This is a genomic window from Nonomuraea jabiensis, assembly GCF_014204795.1.
Lineage (GTDB): Bacteria > Actinomycetota > Actinomycetes > Streptosporangiales > Streptosporangiaceae > Nonomuraea > Nonomuraea jabiensis.
This window is the reverse complement of sequence record NZ_JACHMB010000001.1, coordinates 4,565,439-4,586,643: the sequence shown is the minus strand read 5'-3', so window position 1 is coordinate 4,586,643 and position 21,205 is coordinate 4,565,439. Positions and strand designations below refer to the sequence as shown.

The window sequence follows — 21,205 nt, the reverse complement described above, 5'->3', positions numbered from 1 at the left end:
GTGTTACCGGTCGCCGTAGTTGTAGAGCGGCTGGTTGACCGGTGTCGCCGTGGCACCGGTCAGTGACACGGTCGTGACGGTCGCCACCAGTGCGGCCAGGGCGACGCCAATGATCGCTGCTAAGAGGATCTTTATCACCGGGAATCCCTCCTTTGAGGCGGCAATGACCCGGGCGCACCCAACTTAGAACCAATTCTCCTTACTCGCTAGTAGCTAGACTGAATTTTCACAAAGTCGCCGATCAAATGGGGTCGGCAAGCGCTTGAAATCTGTACAACCGCAGCTCAGGCCGATCGACCACCAGGCGGGCCCCCTGGGTCCACCGGTCGAACCGGGCACGCTCCTCGACCGTCCCCGCGTCCACCACGACGTACCGGAAGCCCGCCGCGGCCAGGTCCGGTGAAGATCCATCTAGTACGCGTTCCACCTCGCGCACCCGGCGGTCCTCGGCCGCGACGACCATGCTGCCGACCCGCACGGAGTCGTTGGCCACCACCTCGCGCCCCGGCGCGGCGAAGAAGCGCTGGGCCGGGTCGAGCACCGCCCGCCCGCCGTTCCACGGGAACCTGCGATAGGACTCGAACGGTAGCACCAGGACGTCCCCCGGCGCCCCGTCCGCCAGGATCGCCGCTCTGGCCTCGTACCAGCTTCGCGGATATTCCACCGCCTCCAGCCGGCCGAACGCCCCCCAGGCCAGCGTCGGCAGCACCGCGACCGGCGCCAGCACCAGGAGCGACACCCCGTACGGCATCAGGCGCCCGCCCTCGGCGGCGGCCCGCGCGGCGAGCAGGCCGAGCCCCACGGCGACCAGCAGGGCGAGCGGCGCCACGAACTGCTGCGCGTCACGCAGCACCCCGAAGCCGCCCCACAGCTCCACCAGCCGCCTGAGCGCCGTCCGGCCGGCGGCGGTGACGCCGAGGCAGGCGATCGCGAACCCGGCGGCGGCCGCCACGGCGAGCCCCGCGCGGCCGGGCAGGTCCCGGGCGCGCGCCACCGCCGCGATCCCGGCGAGCACCAGCACCAGCCTGGCCAGGGCGGCCACCGGGGCGTCGTACCCGGCGGGCACCGCGCCGGCGTTCCAGATCCCGCCGAGCGACAGCAGGCCCACCACCGTGCCGAAGGGGCCGTCCGCCCGGGCGGCGAACGCGTCCACGCCCACGCCGTCCCCGTTCAGCGCCTCCGGCCGGGCCAGCGCGGGCACCAGCCAGGGCAGGCTGAACGCCAGGACGACGCCCGCGGCCGGCAGAACCCTCCTGCCCGGGGCGTACCAGGCGGCGGGGAGGACGGTGATCGCGGTGACGGCCATCGCGGCGAACCCGCCCACCGCGGCCGGCACCATCGCCGGCACCATCGCCGGGGCCCCGCGGCGGCCCGCGCACGCCGCCCGCACCACCCACGGCAGCCCGGCGTACCCCAGCAGCAGCGCCCACTGCCCCATGAGCAGCCGCTCGGCGACGTACGGGTTCCACACGTAGAACGCCCCCGCGACCAGCCGCGGCCCCAGCGCGGCCGACGGGACCAGCAGCCCCGCCCCCGCGCAGCCCAGCGCGAACACCCCCAGCAGGAGCGCCTTCTGCACCAGCTCCGCGGGGACCACCGAGGCCACCGCGGTCACGACGGCGTCGCTCGGCACCACCCGCGGCGCCCCGCCGGCCAGCCCGAAGGTGAAGGGCGAGAAACGCGGCTCCGGCACGAACACCATGTCCTGGACGAGGACGAACCCCCAGCCCAGCGCGGGCCCCAGGGCGAGAGCACCCAGGACGAGACCGAGCAGCGCGCAGGCTGCTCCGGCCCTCCTGGTCTGCGGCATCCCGCTATGACATCACAACCCAGCCACAGACATTCCCGGCATGTCCCCCGGTTGTTAATCTTTCCGCAGATCCAGGTGCTCTCTCGGCGACACGACGCCGCGCAAGGGAGCGGCGCGGGACCGATCCACGCGAGCGACGGGGCCAGAGGGACCGGTGACGACGAGCGAGACGACGGCCGAGAGCCGCCCGCGGACGCGCGGCGCCGAGGGTCGCCCGTGGACGCGCGGCGACGCCGTGCTGGCCGCCGGGCTGGTCATGGTGGCCGTCCAGCTGGTCTGGAAGTTCGACCTGGTACGGCGCTCCTACTTCCGGCAGGACGACTTCACCTTCATCGCCCGCGGCCTGGAGCACGGCCTGACCTGGGACTACCTCATGCGGGTGGACTACGGCCACCTCGTGCCCGGGCCGTTCGCGATCCAGTGGGCGCTGGGCCGGCTGGGGGTCTACAACGACGTGCTGGCCCACGCCGTGGCGATGACGCTGCTCGGCGCCGCGGGGCTGGCGCTCCTGCGGCTGCTGCGGCTGCTGTTCGGGCCGCGCCCGGCCATCCTGGTGCCGCTCGCGTTCTACCTGCTGACCCCGCTGACGATCTCGTCGCTGTCGTGGTGGGCGGTGCTGATCGAGACGCTGCCGTTCCAGATCGCGCTGCCGATGGCGCTGAGCTCGCACGTGCACTACGCGCGGACCGGTCGCTTCGGGCACGCGCTGGCCGCCGCGGCGTGGACGGCGGCCGGCATGGCCTTCTTCGTGAAGGCGCCGTTCATCCTGGTGCTCGCGCTCGCGCTGAGCGTGGGGTGGCTGCGCCGCCCCCGTCAGTGGCCGGCCTGGGCGCTGTACGCCGGGGTGGTCGCGGTCTACGCGGTGGTCTTCTTCCGGCAGCTCTTCACCTCCGTGCAGCTCACGGACGACACCGTGCGGCCGAGCCTGCCGAGCCTGTCGGTCGCGGCCCGGTTCGCCTGGACGCTGCTGTGGGGCTCGCTGGCGCCCGGCACGTTCGGCGGGCCGTGGAAGTGGCTGCCCATCGGGGACGACTACGCCATCGCCGCCACGCCGCCCGCGCTGGCCTGGGCGGCGCTCGGGCTGGCGGCCGTGGCCGTGGCGGTGTCGATCCGCTACCGCAGGCGGGCCTGGCTGGCCTGGCTGATCCTGCTCGGCTACGTGCTGCTCGCCGACGTGGTGCCGGTGCTGATCGGGCGCGTGGAGCAGCTCGGCCCCGACCTGGGCGGCTACGAGCTGCGCTACGTCTCCTCCACGTCCATGGTGCTGGCCCTGGTGATCGGCCTGGCGTTCATCCCGCTGCGGGACGAGGAGCGGCCCTGGCTGCGCCCCGCACCCCGGCTGAGGCTCGTGTGGGTGCCGCTGGCCGCCGTCGTCGCGGCGGGCTCGATCTGGTCGGTGACGGCCTACGGCCACCTGCCCCTCGGGCAGCACGTCAAGAGCTACGTGGAGACGGCACGGGTGGCGCTCAAGCGCACGCCGCCCGGCGCCGTCATCGTGGACACGTACGTGCCGGCGAAGGTGGTCGTGGCCACGTTCTTCTACCAGTACGCGCTGACGTCCAAGGTGCTCGGCCCCATCGCCGCGCACCCGGTCACCTGGACCGGCCGGCTGAACGGGCCGGTCAGCGGCCCGCTCGTCTTCGACGACCAGGGGCGGCTGCGCCCGGTGTCCATCGAGGGCGCCGTCGTCCCCGGCCGGTCCCCCTGCACGCGGGTGGGCCCCGCGGGGGTCCACTTCCGCCTCCCCCTGTCGCTGCCCAAGGGCGCGTGGACGGCCCAGATCGGCTACCTGAACCCGGTGGAGACCACGCTGTCCGTGCGGCTCGGCGGGACCGAGACGCGCGTGCCCGCGGGCAAGGACCTGGGCTCGACGTACGCGGCCGTCGAGGGCGGCGGGACCGACCTGGTGCTGCGCACCCTGGACGGCCGGTCCGCCTGCGTCGGCGAGATCAGGGTCGGCATCCCCAGGCCGGCCCTGAACGCCACCGCCGTCCCCCCGCAGCCCGTGGGGGGATGACACTCACTTGCCGGGCTCCGGGTCCCTGGGCAGGCCCAGCATGCGCTCGCCGATGATGTTGAGCTGCACCTCCGTGGTGCCGCCGTAGATGGTCATCGCCCTGGTGGCGAGCACCGCGCGGTTCCAGTAGCCCGGGTCGCCGAGCTTCATGTCGGCCGCCACGACCGCCGCCGGACCCAGCAGGTCGACCGCCGTCTCGGAGACGTGCTGGGCGTGCGAGGTGGACAGCAGCTTGCGTACGGACGCGTCCGCGCCCGGCTCGGCCCCGGCGAGCTGCTTGAGCGTGACCCGCAGCGACAGCGCGTTGATCGAGTGTCCCTCGCAGACCACCGCGGCCACCTGCTGGGCCTCGGCCGGCGTCAGCTCGCGGCCGAGCCGGCCGATCAGCCCCAGCAGGTCGGGTACGGACGCGCCGGTGCCGCCGGAGCCGGACGACAGCGAGACGCGCTCGTTGGAGAGCGTGTTGCGGGCGACCTTCCAGCCGTCGCCGACCTCGCCCACGACCAGGTCGTCGGGGACGAAGACGTCGTCGAGGAAGACCTCGTTGAACAGGTTCTCGCCGGTCATCTCGGTCAGCGGCCGGACCGTGACGCCCGGGGACTTCATGTCCACCAGGAAGTACGTGATGCCCTGGTGCTTGGAGCCCTCGCTGGAGTTGCGGGCGATGCAGATGCCCCACTCGGCCACGTGGGCGACGGAGGTCCAGATCTTCTGCCCGGTCAGCTTCCAGCCGCCCTCGACCCGCTCCGCCTTCATCTGCAGCGAGGCCAGGTCGGACCCGGCGCCGGGCTCGGAGAACAGCTGGCACCAGATCAGCTCGCCGCTGAGCGTCTTGGGCAGGAAGCGCTCCTGCTGCTCCCGGGTGCCGTACGCGGCGACGGACGGCACCACCCATGCACCGATGATCATCGCGGGCAGCTTGACCTTGGCGGCCTTGAGCTCCTGGGCGATCAGCACCTGCTCCAGCGGCTTGGCGTCGCGGCCCCACGGCCTGGCCAGGTGCGGCATGACGAAGCCGCGGTCGGCCAGGGCTCGCTTCTGCTCCTTGCCCTCCAGCCGGGCGATCTCCGCGATCTCGGCCCGGATCGACTCGCGCAGCTCCTCGGCGTCCTCGGGCAGGTCGATCCGCATCTCGCGGGCGACGCCCTCCAGGGCCAGGTCCGTCACCTTGGCCGCCCACTCCGACGAGGAGCCGAGCAGGGCGCGCAGGGTGAGCGCGCGGCGGTAGTAGAGGTGGACGTCGTGCTCGAAGGTGTAGCCGATGCCGCCGAAGGTCTGGATGGCGTCCTTGGCGCACTGGACGGCCGCGTCGGGGGCCATCACGCCCGCGACGGCGGCGGCGTACTCCAGCTCCCTCCCTTCCGCCCTGGTGGCGTCCCAGACGGTCGCGCGGGCCTGCTCCAGCGCGACGAGCATGCGGGAGAGCTTGTGCTTGATGCCCTGGAACTGGCCGATCGGGCGGCCGAACTGCACGCGTACCTTGGCGTACTCGGCGGCGGCGGTGACGCACCAGGAGGCCAGGCCCGCGGCCTCGGCGCCGAGCAGGATCGCGGCCAGGTTCAGCACGTCGGGACGCTGGACGCCGCCCAGGATGCCCTCGGCGGGCACCACCAGCTCCGACACCTCCACCCTGGCCACCGGCCTGGTCAGGTCCAGCGACTTGACCTCGGTGACGGTGACGGCGGAGGCGTCGACGAGGATCCACTCCTCGCCGTCGTCCGTGGCGACCGGGAGCACGAGCGCGTCGGCCAGCGAGCCGCCGAGCACCGGGTCGGCCGTGCCGGAGACGACCAGGGAGCCGTCCTCGGTGCGGGTGCCGGTCAGCGAGCCGGTCAGGGCCACGGCGCCGGTGAGGGTGCCGTCGGCGAACGACTCCAGGTGCTCCGGGCGCTTGGAGGCGTTGATCACGGCACTGGCCAGCACGGTCGGCAGGTAGGGCCCCGGGGCCATGCGCTCGGCCAGCGCCTCGACGGCCACGGCCGTCTCCAGCAACCCGTAGCCGGAGCCGCCGTACTCCTCGGGCACGTGCAGGCCGAGCAGCCCCTGCTCGGCCAGGCCCGCCCAGAACGGCGGACGCCCGTCCGTCCCGGCACGCAGCAGCTCGGACGGGATGTTCCGCTCGGCCCAGCCGCTCACCGACTCACGGAGCGCCTCGTGCTCCTCGCTCAACCCGATCGCCATGCTCATCCTCCATGCCAGGTCCGGCCCATACCTAGAACCATATTCTAGAGGATGCTTCTGGCCTAGAGCGGTCGAACCCGTTGGACGAGGGTGTTGATGTCCGGCCAGCGCTTCTTGTTCGTCTCGGGGATGGAGGCCAGGAGCATCGCGGGCTTGGTCTTGCCCACCTCGACGACCGTCACCATGGCCTGGGCGACCTGCTGCTTGCCGTTGAGGGTGTAGGTGACCTGGTAGCCGAGCGTCCAGCCCTTGCCGACCGGGATCTTCTGGGAGGCGGTCCAGGCGAGCGTGGCGCCCGCGGGATACTGCGTGCGGAGCGACCAGCGGGCACCCTGGGTGGCCAGCTCGCGGTAGTCGGCGTCCTTCGAGGGCTTCGTCGTGGGCGAGTCACCCGGGAACATGGCCGAGGCGATCACCGTGTGCGGGACGGCCACCTTGCCGATGCGCTGCGCGACGGAGAACGGCGGGAACGACTTGGCCTTCCACGGCGCGGCCAGCCTGGGGTAGGTGATCCCGGTGTTCGTGTCGCTGATGATGCCGGTGACCACGGAGGCGGTGCCCGCCAGGGTCGGGTACGCCTTGCTCTTCGGCACCGGCGGCAGCGCGATCGGGCTCTCGGTGGCGGTCGGCACGGCCGACGCCGAAGGGGCGGCGGAGCTCGGCACGGGGGCGACGGGGGCCACCCGCTCGACCGACGCCTTGTTGGTGGGCACGTCGCCGGAGAAGACCATAAAGATCAGGAACACGGCGAGGACGGTGACAAGGATGGCACCGAGGAGATAGACCACCTTGATCGGGATGTCGCCGATGCCGCGCCTCGGCGGCTTGGGGACGGGCAGGGGCGGGGACGGGGGCGGATACAGCGGCTGCTGCCGCATCGGAGGCTGCGGGAGCGGGCCGGGACCGCCTCGATGCACAGGAGGCTGCACCGGAGGCTGCACCGGAGGCTGCGCAGGAGGCGCCTGATGGGGAGGGGGCTGCTGCACCGGCGGGCCGCCCGCCGGGGGCCTGAGAGGGACGGACGGACCCGCCGCCGGCGGGCGGGGGATCTTGACCGTCTCCTCGGCAGGCAGGACGACCTTGCGGAACGGAGTGGTGGGTGAATCGTATGAAGGTCTCTTGTCGCCGACGTCCGCCATGGCCATGAGGTTACGTCACAAGAGAGCTGGATAATTCCTCCAATACCCCTGCAGAATCTAATTCTGTAAGGTCTGCGAACATGAGGGGTTTTTACGAGATCGCAGCCCACGACCCTGAACGTCCCGCGCTCCTCGGTGACACCGGCGCCACCTACGGTGAACTTCTCGCCCGCGTGAACCAGGTCTCCAACGGGCTGACGGCATGCGGAGTCGCCCCCGGCGACCGCGTCGTCACCGTGCTGAAGAACGGGCTCGACGCCCTCACCATGATGCTCGCGACGTACCAGACCGGCGCCTACCTCGTGCCCGTCAACTGGCATTTCACCGCCGAGGAGATCGACTACATCGTGGCCGACTGCGGGGCCGGGGTGGTGGTCTCGCCGGATGCCCGCACGGTCGCCGAGCTCGCCGACGGGCAGCCCGCCACCGCGCCGCCGCACCGGCGGGCCGGGTCCATGATGCTCTACACCTCCGGGACGACGGGACGGCCCAAAGGGGTACGTCGGCGGCTGCTGGATCTGACGCCGGAGGAGCTGTACCCGATCCTCATGCGCAAGAGCTGGCGCCACTTCGGGCTGCCGTTCGGCGGGGTGCACCTGGTGTGCTCGCAGCTCTACCACTCGGCGCCGTACGGGCAGGCCATGATGGCGCTGCAGCTGGGGCACGCGATCGTGGCGCCGGAGCGGTTCGAGGCCGTCGAGGCGCTGCGGCTGATCGAGCGGCATCGGGTGACGAACGCGTTCATGGTGCCCACGATGTTCCACCGGCTGCTGGGGGTGCCGGACAGGGAGTCGTACGACCTGTCGTCCCTCACCCACCTGTACCACGGGGCGGCCCCGTGCCCGCCGGCCACCAAGCAGGCGATGATCGACTGGCTCGGGCCCGTGCTGTGGGAGTACTACGGGTCCACCGAGGCGGCCGTGGCGACCATGGTGTCCTCGCAGGAGTGGCTGGCCAGGCCGGGCACGGTCGGCAGGGCGCTGGACGGGATGTCGTTCACCATCGTCGGGGAGGACGGCCAGGAGGTGGGGCCGGGCTCGCCGGGGCTGGTCTACATCGGCGGGATCAACCGGTTCGAGTACCACCGCGACCCGGACAAGACGGCGGCGGCGATGCGCGGCCAGGCGTACACGCCCGGGGACATCGGCTACCTCGACGACGACGGTTACCTGTTCCTGCTGGACCGGCGGACCGACCTGATCATCTCCGGCGGGGTCAACATCTACCCGGCCGAGATCGAGGCGGCGCTGCTCGAACACCCCGCCGTGGCGGACGTGGCCGTGATCGGCGTACCGGACCCGGAGTGGGGGCACAAGGTCGTGGCGCTCGTGCAGCCGGCGTCCGGCGCGGCGGCCGGGGACGAGCTCACGGCGGAGCTGCTGCGGCACTGCGCGCCCCGGCTGGCCAGGCTCAAGCATCCCCGGGTGATCGAGTACCGGGAGTCGCTGCCGCGCACGCCGACCGGCAAGCTGAGCAGGCACGATGTGCGGGAAGCGTATCTTTCCGGCTGACTGGGAACAGTCCTCCCATGAGGAGGATCGCCGCGGGACTGGCCACCGCTTTCGTGCTGCTGCTCGCGGGCTGCGCTCCCCCTCCCACCTCCAGCGCCACGCCGTCGACGGCGACCCCGCACAGCTCGCCGACGGCCTCTCCCCCGCCGCTGTCGCTGCACTCGCTGGAGTCGGCGTACGAGGACGTCATCGCCGACGTCCTGCCGTCCATCGTGCAGATCACCACCAAGGTCGGGCTCGGGTCCGGCATCGTGCTCGACACGGCGGGACACATCATCACCAACGCCCACGTCGTCGGCCAGGCCACCAAGATGGAGGTCACGCTGGCCACCGGCGGCCCGCCGCGCTCGGCCAGGCTGGTCAGGTCCTTCAACGCGGGGGACCTGGCGGTGATCAAGGTGGACAACCCGGACGGGCTGCGACCGGCGCGGTTCGGGGACTCGGCCAAGCTGCGGGTCGGGCAGATCGTGCTGGCCATGGGCAACCCGCTGGGCCTGTCGGGCAGCGTGACGAACGGGATCGTCTCGGCTCTCGGCCGTACCGTCTCCGAGCCCCAGGAGGCGGGCTCCCCCGGGGCCACGATCGCCGGCGCCATCCAGACCTCGGCCGCCATCAACCCGGGCAACAGCGGCGGAGCGCTCGTGGACCTGTCGGGCAGCGTGATCGGCATCCCCACGCTCGCGGCCACCGACCCCGAACTCGGCGGGGGCGCGGCGCCGGGCATCGGGTTCGCGATCCCGAGCAACACCGCCCGGGACATCGCCACCCAGATCGTCAAGTACGGCAAGGTCACCAACAGCCACCGGGCCGCGCTCGGCATCCAGGGCAGCACGGTGATCAGCGCGGACGGGCAGTCGATCGGGGTGGGCGTCATCCGGGTCGAACCGGGCAGCGGGGCGGAGAAGGCGGGGATCAGGGCCGGTGACGTGATCGTCTCGATCAACGGCAAGAACACGCCGACGATGGCGTCCCTCGCGGAGGCCCTCGCCACCCTCAGGCCCGGTGACCAAGCCAAGGTCGGCGTGCAACACTCCGACGGCACCACGACCACGGTCGCCGTCACCCTGAGCCAACTCCGCACCGACTGACCCCCACCCCCGGGATCCGCCGCGCTGCCCCGCCTGACCCCCCACCCCCGGGATCCGTCACGCCGCCTATGAGGAGCGCGCCCGCCCCGTGGTCCGGCCACCGCACGCGTTGCGCCGACCCCCACCGCACGCCACCTCGCCGCACCGGCGCTCAAAGGACGCCCTGCGGGAAGCGCTGCCGCCCTCCTTGGGCCCTTCAGCCAAGCCCCCAGGGGGCCGCGCCGCCGCCCTTCCCGGGCCCTCAGCCAACGAGCGTCCCGGAGGTGTGCCGCCGCCCCTCCCGAAGGGCCCCGGCCGAAGTGCGGAGGGTCACTGCTTGGTGGTGAAGACGATCTCGACCCGCCGGTTCTGCGCCCGGTTCTTCTCGACCGGCTTCCCGCCCACCACGTTGGGCCGCCGCGGCCGGCTCTCGCCGTACCCTCGCGCCTCCAGGCTCACCCCCGCCCCCGTGAGCAGCCCGCGCATGGCCGTCTCCACCGCCTGCGCCCGCCGCTGCGACAGCGTGAGGTTGTACGAGTCGCTCCCCTGATCGTCCGTGTGCCCCTCGATCCTGACCACCCCGCCCGCCCCGTCGGCGTTCACCTTCGCGGCGACCTCCCGCAGCCGCTGCCTGGCCTTCGCGGTCAGTTGCCACTTGTCCAGCGCGAACAGCACGTCGCTGGTGAGCGAGACCGTCACCTGGCGCCCCTGCTTGGTCTCGCTCTCGGTGCCGTCCAGCGATTCGACCTCGCCGATGATGTCCTCGACGGGCAGCACCAGGTCCTCGACCACCCCGACGGCGTCGGACGGCGCGCCGGGCGCGGGGGTGGGCGACAGGACGAGGGCCAGGGCGACGCTAAGAGATCGGAACATCGGTGAGCACGCCGATCATGGGCATCTCAATGTTGATCTTCGTGACGTCCGCCGGAGGCGCCGCGAAGACCGCGTACAGCGTGGACGTCTGCCCCTTGTCCAGGAACTGGCCCTGGGTGCCGGAGCAGACGCACTGCGCGTTCTGGTCGGTGCCGTTGCGGGCCACGCGGTAGCGCTTGGCGTTCACCGGGTCGATCAGGGAGACGGCCGAGACCGTCATGTCGAGCGGGCCCGTGCCCAGGCCGTTGTGGACGTTGACCTTGCCTTCGAGCGCGGTGACCGTCCAGTTGAGGCTGAGGGTCCTGCCCTGGCGCTTGAGCGCCGTGATGTCGACGCGGGCGCGGGCCTTGCCGTTGTCGCCGGCGTACACGTCGGCCTCGCGGCTGGCGATCGCCCTCGTCTCCTGCGGGGGCGCCTCTGTCGCTTTGGCGGTGGCCGGGGGTTCGGTGGTGGACTCCGCGACGGTCTGGGGCTGCTTCTCCTCGCCGCCGCCGCCGACCTGCCGCCCCGGGAGCGCGCCGCAACCGGCCAGCGCGACGGCCGCGACCGCCAGCGCGATCGTCTTTCGCATTCTGAGATCACCTTCGTTGTCGGGGATGTGGCCCTCACCGTAGGGAAGCGGCGTTCAGGATCCGCATAGTGCGCTATATCCGCGGGCCACCACGTCTGCGGGCCTCCTGCGCGAGCCGGTCGGCCTCCGCTCTGCCCTGCTCGTCACCGAGGCGGTCAAACTCTCCCATAGCGCGCGTAAGCGTCTCAACCGCCCCGTCGATATCGTCGAGGTCCAGCTCGGCCCGGGCGAGCGCCACCAGGGCCCGCGCGGCACCCCGGCGGTCCCCGTACGCGACGAACGTCTCCAGCGCTTCCCTCGCCGAGCCGGCCGCCGCCCCTGGCGTGCCTTCCGCCCTGGCGATCTCGGCCAGTACGAGCAGCGCCCCCGCCTCGGGCAGCCGATCGCCCAGGCGGCGGTTGATCCGCAGCCGCCGCTCCACGCACCCGCGCGCCTCGGCGAGCCTGCCCCCGCCCAGGTGCAGCCTGCCCAGGTCCAGCAGCGCCTCCGCCTCGCCCCGCGGGTCGCCGAGATCCTGGTACGCGCTCAGGCTCTCCTTGAGCCGGCCCTCGTCCCGGCGCAACGCGCCCAGCGCCCGTAAGGCATCGGCCCTTCCGCGCCGGTCGCCCGCCTCCTCGAAGACCCGCAGGGCCCGTACGAACGCCTGCTCGGCCTGCGCCGGGCGGGACTGGACCAGGCCGAGCCGGAGCGTGATCCTGGCCAGCTCCAGCCCTTCCACCAGCGGCTGGGCCGCCCGCAGCGCCGCGGCCGCCGACTCCGTGCGCCCTTCGGCTCGATGCAGGTCGGCCAGGCCGCGGAGCAGGAGCGCCTCGCCGTGCCGGTGGCCCGCCGCCCTGGCCGCGTCCAGCCCGGTCGCCGTGGTGGCATGCCAGTCGTCGTGGTGCGCGCCCAGCTCGAACAGCGGGGTGAGGTAGAAGGCCAGCCGCCAGGCGGCCTCGTACAGGCCCACCTGGTAGAAGTCCCCGACGGCCGCCACCAGGAAGCGGCGCTCGGCGCTCAGCCAGCGGGCCTCGTGCCGCAGCCACCCGGTCTCCAGAGGCCCCGTGCCGGGCAGGTGGACCTCGGTGCGGCCGGTACCGGGCTCGGCGGGCAGGAGGGAGGCCCTGGCCTGCCGGGTTCGTTCGAGGATCGCGCCCGCGATGACGGCCAGCACGCGTTCCGGGCCGCCCTCCTCCTCGGCGAGGCGTTCGGCGGCGTAGAGCCTGGTCAGGTCGTGCCAGCCGTACCGCTCCTGGCCGGCCTCGTCCAGGCCGCGCGACTGCAGCAGCCCGGCCTGCGCCAGCGGCTCCAGGTCCGTGCCGAACACCCACGACGCGAAGTCGGGCGCCGACAGCGCGCCGAGCCCGCGCAGCAGCCGCCGTTCCGGGTCCGCCAGGCCCCGGTAGCCGAGCGCGAGGCTGCCCCGCACGGCGAGGTCGCCCGCGCTGAGCTCGTCGAGCCTGCTCCGCTCGTCCCCCAGGCGGCCCGCCAGGTGGTCGAGCGTCCAGCCCCGCTTCCTGGCCAGCCGGGAGCCGGCGATGCGCAGGGCCAGGGGCAGGTGGCCGCAGAGCCGTACGATGCGCAGGGCGGCCTCGGGCTCGGCCCGCACCCGCTCGTGCCCGGCCACCTCGCCGAGCATCGCCACCGCCTCGTCCCCGTCGAGCACCCCCATCTCGTACGCCCGCGCCGCCTCCAGCCCGGCCAGCGGCGACCGGCTCGTCACCAGGGTGAGACTGCCGGGACCGGTCGGCAGCAGCGGGCGCACCTGGGCCTCGTCGGCGGCGTCGTCCAGCACGACGAGCAGCCGCTTGCGGGCCGTCATGCTCCGGTAGAGCCGCACCCGCTCGTCCAGCGCCGGCGGGACCGCGCCGTCCGGGCAGCCCAGCGAGCGCAGCAGGTCCTCCAGCACGGCACCCGGCGGGCGGGCGCCCAGCGAGGCGTAGAGCCGGCCGTCCGGGCGTTCGAGCCCGGTGGCGGCGTGGACCGCGACGGCCGACTTCCCGCAGCCGGGCGGGCCGTGCAGGACGAGGTGTACGGGGGCCGACGCGTGCTCGCGGGCCGTCCGCACGATCCAGTCGAGTACGGGCGATCGGCCGACAAAGTCGGAAATGTCGGGCGGCAGCTCGTCCACCGGACCGCGGTCGCCACCGGCAGGCGCCACGGGGCGGCCCTCGCCGGACAGAGCCGAGGCGCGGCCCTCCCCGGCCAGAGCCGAGGGGCGGCTCTCGCCGGACAGGACCCGCCGGTGGGCGTCGGCCAGCTCGGCGCCCGGCTCCAGGCCCAGCTCGTCCACCAGCGTCCGGCGCGCGTCCTGGTAGGCCCCGAGCGCCTCCGACCGGCGTCCGGCCTGCTGGAGGGCTTCGATGAGACGCACCCAGGCACGTTCGCGCAGCGGATGCGCCCCGACCAGCGCCCGCAGCTCCCCGATCACCTCCGCGCCCCGGCCCAGCCGCAGGTCCAGCTCCACCCGCTCCTCCAGCGCGGCCAGGCGCAGCTCCTCCAGCGGTACGGCGTGCGTCCGGCGCAACACGGACGACTCGACGCCGGCCAGCGCCTGCCCCCGCCACAGCGCCAGGGCCGCCCTGAAACCGTCGGCCGCCTCCGCCACCCGGCCCGCCGCCCGAGCCTGCCGCGCCCCGCCGACCAGCCGCTCGAACCGGTGGCAGTCGACGTCGTCCCGTTCGACGTCGATCAGGTAACCGCCCGGCACCGTACGGATGCCGGCCACGAGCTTGCGCAGCGCGCTGACGTACACCCGGAGCACCGACCCGGCCGAGGCCGGCGGCCGGTCGTCCCACACCACGGACATCAGCCGCTCGACCGGGACCGTCTCACCGGCCGACAGCAGCAGCGCGGCCAGCAACGTGCGGTGCTTGGCCGGTCCCGGCACCTGGCCGCCCTCGATCCGCAGCGGCCCGAGCACGCCGAAGCGCACGTTCACGCACCTCTCAGCATCACGTGCCCGCCGGCCTGAGCGCGAAGGAGTCGAAGCGGACGCGTGCGGACCCGGTGGCGCCGGAGGCGGCGTGGACGCCGGACTCGCCGGGGCCGTAGGGCGCGTCGGAGTCGGACGCCTGCGCGACCAGGCGTTCGTTCAGCCACATGCGCAGGGTCACCTTGCCTTCGCTCCCGCCGCACTCCGCGACGACGCGGTTGACGGCCGCGACCTGCGCGTCCGCCGGGCCGTACAGGGTCGTGCCCCGGGTGCCCGTGCGGCGCTTGACGATCGTGACCTTGCCCGAGCCGCTCACCCCGAACTCGTAGCGGTCTCCGGTGCGCGCCGAGCCGTGGCACCACACACCGTACTCCCCGCTCCCCTCCTCCAGGGTGGCCTTCGCGCTGACGACCACGCCGCCCTCCGGCTCCTGCCTGGGGGCCGACTTCCACAGCCGCCAGCCCGGCTTGACGGTCAGCTCGTAGCCGGAGCGCGCCTGCCGGGCGCTCCCGCCCTCCGACGCGCCGATCGCCCAGGAGTCGGCGAAATCGGCCTCGTACGGCCAGTTCTCCTGCGACAGCGCGGGGACGGTCACGGCGGCGGCGACGGCGAGCACGAGCCCGGCGGCCCCCGCGACCCACGGCCACCACCTCCGCCTCCGCTTCGGCTTCACCATCGACCCGGGCGGGGCAGGCGGCACACCGGACGATGGTCGCGGGTCGGGGCCGGGTCGCACGTCGGCCGGCGTGGTGCCCGTCCAGGTGCGCTGCACCACTTCGGTGGCCGTGGCCAGGCGGGTGCCGCCGACCAGGTCCGCCAGCAGCCGCTGGGCCGTCGGCCGCAGACGGGGATCCTTGGCCAGCGCCCGCTCCACGACCTGCCTGATCCCCTCGTCGAGCCCGTCCAGCCCGGGCCCGTCCTGCGTGATCCGGTACAGCACCTCGCCGGGCGCCCCGCCCCCGAACGGCAGCCGCCCCGTGCCCGCGAACGCGATCACCCCGCCCCACGCGAACACGTCGGCCGCGGGCGTCAGCGGCTCCCCGCGCACCTGCTCGGGCGCCATGAACGCGGGCGTGCCGAGTATCGCCTGGCTGGCCAGGCTGTCGTGCTCCACGAGCTGGGCGATGCCGAAGTCGATCACCCGGGGGCCGAGCGGCGAGAGCAGCACGTTGGACGGCTTGAGGTCGCGGTGGATCACCCCGGCCCCGTGGATGGCGCTCAGCGCGGTGGCGATGCCCACCGCGAGCGCCTCCAGGTTCCCGCCCGACAGCGGCCCCTGCTCCTTCACGGCCTGCGCCAGGTCGGGCCCCTTGACGTACTCGGTGACGAGGTAGGCGACGTCGCCGTCGATCCCCGCGTCCAGCACGGGCGCGGTGCAGAACCTGGCCACCCGGCGGGCCGCCGCGACCTCCCGCTCGAAGCGCCGCCTGAACGCCGGATCGCGGGCCAGCGCCGGATGGATGACCTTGAGCGCCGCCAGGCCGCCGGTGGGTGTCGAGGCGAGATGCACCTCGCCCATGCCGCCGCGCCCGAGCAGGCGCCGCAGCGTGTACCCGCCAATGACCTCGTTCATCTGATACTTCCGCGGAGACCCCTGCCTTCAGGCGGGGGAGGAATCGGACTCCTGCGAAGCAGGGCAGGAGCAGGCGATTCGCCGCCAGGCGGACCGCCGTCTACAACAATCGAGCGGTAATTAACTGATCTCTTTGTAGAATGTGAGGCGTGGCGCAGCTGGTGAAGCGGGCCTACAAGTACCGCTTCTACCCGACTCCCGAGCAGGCTGATGAGCTTGTCCGGACGTTCGGCTGCGTGCGCTTGGTCTACAACAAGGCCCTGCAAGAGCGGACCCGCGCCTACACCCTGGAAGGCAAGCGGGTCTCCTACGTGGAGTCCTCCGCCGCGCTGACGGCGTGGAAGAAGACCCCAGAGCTGGCGTTCCTGGGCGAGGTGTCGTCGGTGCCGTTGCAGCAGGCGCTGCGCCACCTGCAGGCGGCATTCGCGAACTTCTTCCAACGCAGGGCCAAGTACCCGACGTTCAAGAGCAGGAAGAAGGCACGCGCGTCGGCGGAGTACACCCGCTCGGCGTTCCGCTGGCGTCAGGGCCGGCTGTTCCTGGCGAAGATGGACGCGCCGCTGGACATCGTGTGGTCGCGTCCGCTGCCCGAGGGGGCCGAGCCGTCCACGGTCACCGTCTCCCGGGATGCGGCCGGGCGGTGGTTCGTCTCCATCCTCCTCGAGGAGAAGATTGCGCCGCTGCCGCCCATCGAGGCAGCGGTGGGCATGGACGCGGGCATCACGGCGCTGGCCACGCTCTCGACCGGCGAGAAGATCGTCAACCCGCGTCACGAGCGCGCCGACCGGCGCAAGCTCGCCCAGGCTCAGCGATCGCTCGCCCGTAAGCAGAAGGGATCGAGCAACCGGGCCAAGGCCCGATTGCGCGTGGCGAAGGTGTATGCCCGCATCGCCGACCGGCGGCGTGACTTCCTGCACAAGCTTTCGACTCGGCTCGTCCGTGAGAACCAAACGGTCGTGATCGAGGATCTCACCGTCCGCAACATGGTCAAGAACCGCTCGCTGGCCCGCGCCATCTCGGAGGCGGCCTGGCGCGAGTTGCGGATGATGCTGGAGTACAAGGCCGCCTGGTACGGGCGCACGCTGGTGGCGGTGGACCGCTGGTTCCCCTCCTCCAAGCTGTGCTCGGCCTGCGGGGCCCTGCAAGAGGCGTTGCCGCTGAACGTCCGGGAATGGATTTGCGGCTGCGGCGCGGTCCACGACCGGGACGTCAACGCCGCACGCAACGTGCTCGCCGCCGGGCTGGCGGAGAGCTGAAACGCCTGTGGAGCTGGTGTAAGACCTCAACGAGAGTCCTCTCGGGCGGGCGACCGGCGGTGAAGCAGGAAGGCCAACCGGCGACGGTTGGAATCCCTCTCGTTTACGAGGGGGAGGAGGTCAACGCAGACAGACTAGCCAGATCCCGGCGTCTGCCCGGATCGGGTCACCCTGCCGCCTGGGTCAGCCGGTAGCGCGACGGCGGGATCCCGTACCGGTCGACGAACGCCTGCCGCAGCGTCTCCGCCGTCCCGAACCCGCACCGCACCGCCACGGACGCCATCGGCAGCGACGTGGAGGCCAGCAGGTGCGCGGCGGCCTCGGTGCGGACCTGCCGGACATACCGCCCGGGCGTCAGCTGCAGGTGCTGGAGGAACAGCCGGGTGAGATGCCGCTCGCTGACCCCCGCCTCGTTGGCCAGCGCGGGCGTGGTGAGGTCGTCGCGCAGGTGCGCGGCGATGTACTCGATGGTCCGCCTGACCAGGTTGTTCGCGGGGACGGGCGCGCTGACGAACATGCTCATCTGCGCCTGGTCGCCGGGCCGCTGCAGGTAGGTGACCAGGTTGCGGGCCACCGTGCGGGCCAGCTCGGGGCCGTTGTCCTCCTCCACGAAGGCGAGCGTGAGGTCGAGGGCCGCGGTGACGCCGGCGGACGTGGCGACATTGCCGTCGCGGATGAAGATCGGGTCGGCGTCCACGGCCACCGCGGGATACCGGGCCGCCAGGTCGTGCGCGACCTGCCAGTGCGTGGTGGCGCGCCGCCCGTCGAGCAGCCCCGCGGCGGCGAGCACGTACGCGCCGGTGCAGACGGAGGCGACGCGGCGGCTCTCGCGGGCCAGCCTGCGGACGTGGCCGACGATCAGCGGGTTGGCCGCGGCGTCGTCGTGGCCGACCCCGCCGGACACCACCAGCGTGTCGAGCGGCCCGCTGATCCGCTCCAGCGCCTGCTGGGCCTGGACGGTCAGCCCCGTGCCGCAGGTGACGGGGTGCCCGCCCGGCGTGGCCACGCGCACCTCGTAGCAGGGCGCCGCGCCGTGCCAGTTGGCCTCCTCCAGCGTCGAGGTGACGCAGGCGACGTCGAGTAACCCCACCGCCTCGTACGCCACGACGACGACCCGTCGTACCTCCATGGTCACGACTGTAGGGCCGAAGGACAGGGAGCCCAAGTTTCCGGACCTCCTCGGCCCACCTCCCTTGGCACGCGGCGGCCCTGCCGGGACAGTCGTGGGCATGACAACGACAGACACCCGCACCGGTCGCCGCTGGGGCAGGTTCGCCCTCCATTACGTCGAGATGATCGTCGCCATGTTCGTCGGGATGCTGGCGCTCGGCATGCTGCGGTCCGCCCTCGGGCTCGGCCTGTCCCACGAGCAGCAGCCCGAGCTCGCGTACCTGCTCATGGCGGTCGACATGTCGATCGGCATGGCCGCGTGGATGCGGATCCGGGGGCACGGCTGGCCCGCGACGCTGGAGATGTGCGCCGCGATGTTCGTCCCGGTGGTGCCGCTGTTCCCCTTGCTCTGGCTGGGCGCCATCGACGCCGGGATCATGATGGCGGCGGCGCACGTGGCGATGTTCCCGCTCATGCTGGCGGCGATGCTGCGCCGCCTCGACGAGTACGCGGGCTGCGCTCACTGAGCACGAGTACGCCGGCCACGCTCGCTGAGCGCCTTGCGGTAGCCGTCCAGGACATCCTGCCGCAGCAGGTGCCCGAACCCGGCCCGCTCCAGCCGCAGCCCCAGCTCCGCGGCGCCGACCCGCAGGCTCTCCGCGGCGGCGGGCAGGCTCCAGCCGTGCTCGGCCAGCGTGCTCAGCAGGTGACCGCGCCTGACCTGCGCCTCCGACAGCCTGAACGTCTTCAGGTAGGCCGTCCGCCCGTCGGCGTCGGTGACCGTCTCGCCGATGTGGTTCTCGCTCTTCCGCTCGAACGCGGGCAGGAACCGGCTCAGCGTGAACCTGCCCATCCGGTAGACCTCCTCCACCCGCGCGGGGGCGCGGAGGAGGCCCGCGGCCATCACCGAGTCGTGGAAGCCGGCCCAGTCCCGCTCGGCGCGTACGGCCTCGGCCCGCAGGTCGGCCAGCGAGGCGACCGCGCTCTCGTCGATCACCGCGGGGAAGTCCCTGGCGGGGTAGAACAGGGCATAGTCGTGGATCAGCTCGCCGTACATGTCGCGGACCAGCGTCGGGTGCAGCGCCCGGTAGTCCTCCGGGTGCGGCACCACGAAAGCGCCGGCCAGCGTGTCACCGGCGTACAGCAGCAGCCCGCACTGCCCCGGGTGGATCTCGAAGATCTTGAGCGCGTCCTCCAGCCCGCGCACCTCCGCCCCGGTGTAGGCCTCCTCGCAGCGGGACGACAGGCCGTGGGCGAGGGCCTGCCGCGACCACTCCTCCCAGGCGACCACCGGGCCGCCGAAGTGCAGCGCGAGGTAGCCCTCCACGGCCAGGTGCAGCGGCAGGAACCGGAGCCGGTTCCGGTCCACCCGCCGGGCCATCCTGCGCCTGGTCCTGATGCACATGTGGCGCAGCGGCTGCCCGAGCTGCGTGCCGTACGCCGCCGCCGGGGTCCCGTCGCCGGTCCACGACGCGACGAAGGCGTGCGGGACGTACGCCGTGTAGAGGGTCCTGTCCGGCAGGTGGACCATGGACAGCTCGTCGCCGTACACCTTGGCGTGCAGCCGCAGGTCCTCGATGGGCTCGCGGCGCACGAGCGGCACCAGCCGCAGCCCTCCCCAGGTCTGCGCGGGCCGGGTCTCCAGCCCCGTGAGATCCATCATCGCCGTGCCGCCCGATCCTCCAGGTACGCCCGCAGCTCCCCGAGCCCGGTGCGCCCCTCCGCGAACCGGGCCAGCTCCACCAGCGCGGGCAGGTCCTCGGCGTCGCGGATGCCGGCCGTCGGCACCATGGGCGACAGCCGCCGCACGTCGAACCGGTCGGCGTCGTAGACCGGGTTGACGTGCACGATGCCCACCTCGCCTCCGGGGTCGAGCTTGCGCCGCCAGACGCGCAGCACTTCGCCCGCCAGCCCCGGCGGCGCGTTGTCCCAGCCGTCGGAGACGATGACGAGCAGGCCGGGCCGGTGTTCGAGCGCGTCGAGGATCCGCCGGCCCAGCGGCGTGGGCCCGTACGGCCGCACCTGGAGCGGGTCGGTGCCGCGCGACAGCCACAGGCCGCGGTAGTCGCCGGCCAGGGCCTCCAGCAGGTAGTGGCAGGCCAGCGCGACCGCCAGCGGCCGGCGGCGCTTCACCGGCGAGCCGAACGAGGAGAAGCTGTCGTCCAGCACCGCCGCGACGCTCTCCCACGTGCCCGCCCGTGCCCCGGCCACGCGGGCCGCGGCCGCCCGCAGCGCGCCCACCAGCTCGGCGCGACGGCTCGTGCGCACGTCGGCGCGCAGCGACAGAATGTACGAGGCCAGCCTGACCAGCGGCATCGCGGCCAGATCGGCCTCGGTGTCCACCTTGCCGCGGCTCGCCGACTCCGCCAGCCGCAGCCGCTCCAGCCTGGTCAGCCGGGGCGCGATGCGCTCCAGGAAGATCTCCCTGCCGATGCCGTGGCGCGCGGCGAACCCCTCGGCGACGGTGTACGGGAGGTCGTACAGGGCGCTCTTGTCGAAGTGCGCGCGGCGCCACGCCTCCAGGACGGGCGTCTCGTAGCGGGCCCGGCTGAACGGCGCGAACAGGAAGTCGCCCAGCTCGCCCGGCAGCCGCAGGTGGGCGTGGCGCACGGCCGACTTCACCTGCGCGCGATACTTGACCGCGTCGAAGGCCAGGTCGGGGCGGCCGGTGAGCCAGTCGCGGACGACGGCCCTGGTGCGCCGGTTGTTGACGCCGTCGCGGCGCAGGCGCCGGAAGAACCGGTAGACCCTGGGCGGGCTCATCCGCTCCAGCCGCCAGGCGATCAGCCGGCCGTCGCCCGCGCGTTCGGCCAGCAGGTTGGCGATGATCAGGGCGGCGTTGTGGTCGTTGATGTCGAGCGCCAGCGTGGCGGCGTACAGGTCGGGATAGTTGCCCTGGACGTAGCGGTGCAGGAAGTCGAGGGAGAGCCGCTGCTCGCCGGCCGTGCCGTGGAACTCTCGCTGGCCGGTGGAGGTGATGGCCGCGTTCGCGAAGAGCAGGACGTCTTCGCACTCGATGAGGTCGGCGTAGGTCTCCATGGGCTCCCCCGGGGGTCGGCGGACTGGCCGGGGAGTGGAGGCACGAGCTGCGAAGCATCGCTGTAGAGGCGGGTTCCGGAAGTCGTACCTGAGTCCCGCGGCCAGTCTGGTCCGGACCTTACCGGGCCTTTCGCACCGATGCGA

Annotated in this window: 15 protein-coding genes and 1 pseudogene; 5 read left to right on the top strand and 11 right to left on the bottom strand. The window is 72.8% G+C overall.

The window, feature by feature from the left end:
• Positions 1 to 3 precede the first annotated feature (3 nt).
• Both HD596_RS63815 and HD596_RS21120 read right to left on the bottom strand, forming a co-directional pair.
• Positions 4 to 138 carry a hypothetical protein gene (locus HD596_RS63815; RefSeq protein WP_313044631.1) on the bottom strand — a complete coding sequence of 45 codons (135 nt, stop codon included), beginning with the start codon at positions 136 to 138 and terminating at the stop codon, positions 4 to 6.
• A gap of 103 nt (positions 139 to 241) precedes the next feature.
• Positions 242 to 1,810 carry an MmpA family trehalose lipid delivery protein gene (locus HD596_RS21120; protein ID WP_185071065.1) on the bottom strand — a complete coding sequence of 523 codons (1,569 nt, stop codon included), beginning with the start codon at positions 1,808 to 1,810 and terminating at the stop codon, positions 242 to 244.
• Positions 1,811 to 1,964: 154 nt separating this feature from the next.
• Here HD596_RS21120 and HD596_RS21115 point away from each other — a divergent pair, with 154 nt between their 5' ends.
• Positions 1,965 to 3,827 (top strand): hypothetical protein, encoded by a 1,863-nt coding sequence (locus HD596_RS21115; protein ID WP_185071064.1) that lies wholly within the window; start codon positions 1,965 to 1,967, stop codon positions 3,825 to 3,827.
• Between the two features lie 3 nt (positions 3,828 to 3,830).
• Here the strand turns inward: HD596_RS21115 and HD596_RS21110 are convergent, their stop codons facing one another.
• Both HD596_RS21110 and HD596_RS21105 read right to left on the bottom strand, forming a co-directional pair.
• Positions 3,831 to 6,008: an acyl-CoA dehydrogenase family protein gene (locus tag HD596_RS21110; protein WP_185071063.1), complete on the bottom strand. Its 2,178-nt coding sequence runs from the start codon at positions 6,006 to 6,008 to the stop codon at positions 3,831 to 3,833.
• 62 nt (positions 6,009 to 6,070) lie between these two features.
• Entirely contained in the window at positions 6,071 to 6,886 is an 816-nt protein-coding gene (locus HD596_RS21105; RefSeq protein ID WP_185071062.1) for a hypothetical protein, read from the bottom strand.
• A 341-nt stretch (positions 6,887 to 7,227) separates the two neighbouring features.
• Between HD596_RS21105 and HD596_RS21100 the strand changes: the two genes are divergently transcribed.
• The gene (locus HD596_RS21100) at positions 7,228 to 8,658 is read left to right on the top strand and encodes an AMP-binding protein (protein WP_185071061.1); all 1,431 of its coding nucleotides are present in this window, start codon (positions 7,228 to 7,230) and stop codon (positions 8,656 to 8,658) included.
• Positions 8,659 to 8,675: 17 nt separating this feature from the next.
• Entirely contained in the window at positions 8,676 to 9,746 is a 1,071-nt protein-coding gene (locus HD596_RS21095; RefSeq protein WP_185071060.1) for a trypsin-like peptidase domain-containing protein, read from the top strand.
• A gap of 309 nt (positions 9,747 to 10,055) precedes the next feature.
• Here HD596_RS21095 and HD596_RS21090 read toward each other — a convergent pair whose 3' ends face one another.
• From HD596_RS21090 to HD596_RS21075, 4 genes are all read right to left on the bottom strand, one after another.
• Positions 10,056 to 10,598, bottom strand: a complete 543-nt coding sequence (locus HD596_RS21090; RefSeq protein ID WP_185071059.1) for an OmpA family protein — start codon at positions 10,596 to 10,598, stop codon at positions 10,056 to 10,058.
• Positions 10,582 to 11,169: a hypothetical protein gene (locus tag HD596_RS21085; RefSeq protein WP_185071058.1), complete on the bottom strand. Its 588-nt coding sequence runs from the start codon at positions 11,167 to 11,169 to the stop codon at positions 10,582 to 10,584. The genes HD596_RS21090 and HD596_RS21085 overlap by 17 nt, the downstream gene beginning before the upstream one ends.
• Positions 11,170 to 11,242: 73 nt before the next feature.
• The gene (locus HD596_RS21080) at positions 11,243 to 14,089 is read right to left on the bottom strand and encodes an AfsR/SARP family transcriptional regulator (protein ID WP_185071057.1); all 2,847 of its coding nucleotides are present in this window, start codon (positions 14,087 to 14,089) and stop codon (positions 11,243 to 11,245) included.
• A 13-nt stretch (positions 14,090 to 14,102) separates the two neighbouring features.
• Entirely contained in the window at positions 14,103 to 15,656 is a 1,554-nt protein-coding gene (locus tag HD596_RS21075) for a serine/threonine-protein kinase (protein ID WP_185071056.1), read from the bottom strand.
• 149 nt (positions 15,657 to 15,805) lie between these two features.
• Between HD596_RS21075 and HD596_RS21070 the strand changes: the two are divergent.
• Positions 15,806 to 16,998, top strand: a pseudogene (locus HD596_RS21070) (RNA-guided endonuclease InsQ/TnpB family protein); the annotation flags it as partial.
• Positions 16,999 to 17,078: 80 nt separating this feature from the next.
• Here the strand turns inward: HD596_RS21070 and HD596_RS21065 are convergent.
• Positions 17,079 to 18,041 carry a GlxA family transcriptional regulator gene (locus HD596_RS21065; protein ID WP_185071054.1) on the bottom strand — a complete coding sequence of 321 codons (963 nt, stop codon included), beginning with the start codon at positions 18,039 to 18,041 and terminating at the stop codon, positions 17,079 to 17,081.
• 100 nt (positions 18,042 to 18,141) lie between these two features.
• Here HD596_RS21065 and HD596_RS21060 point away from each other — a divergent pair, with 100 nt between their 5' ends.
• Positions 18,142 to 18,549 carry a hypothetical protein gene (locus HD596_RS21060; protein ID WP_185071053.1) on the top strand — a complete coding sequence of 136 codons (408 nt, stop codon included), beginning with the start codon at positions 18,142 to 18,144 and terminating at the stop codon, positions 18,547 to 18,549.
• Here the strand turns inward: HD596_RS21060 and HD596_RS21055 are convergent.
• Together HD596_RS21055 and HD596_RS21050 are read right to left on the bottom strand one after the other, a co-directional pair.
• On the bottom strand, positions 18,543 to 19,685 hold the full coding sequence (locus tag HD596_RS21055) for an ARPP-2 domain-containing protein (protein ID WP_185071052.1): 1,143 nt from the start codon (positions 19,683 to 19,685) through the stop codon (positions 18,543 to 18,545). The genes HD596_RS21060 and HD596_RS21055 overlap by 7 nt on opposite strands.
• Positions 19,682 to 21,061: a hypothetical protein gene (locus HD596_RS21050; RefSeq protein WP_185071051.1), complete on the bottom strand. Its 1,380-nt coding sequence runs from the start codon at positions 21,059 to 21,061 to the stop codon at positions 19,682 to 19,684. The genes HD596_RS21055 and HD596_RS21050 overlap by 4 nt, the downstream gene beginning before the upstream one ends.
• Positions 21,062 to 21,205 lie beyond the last annotated feature (144 nt).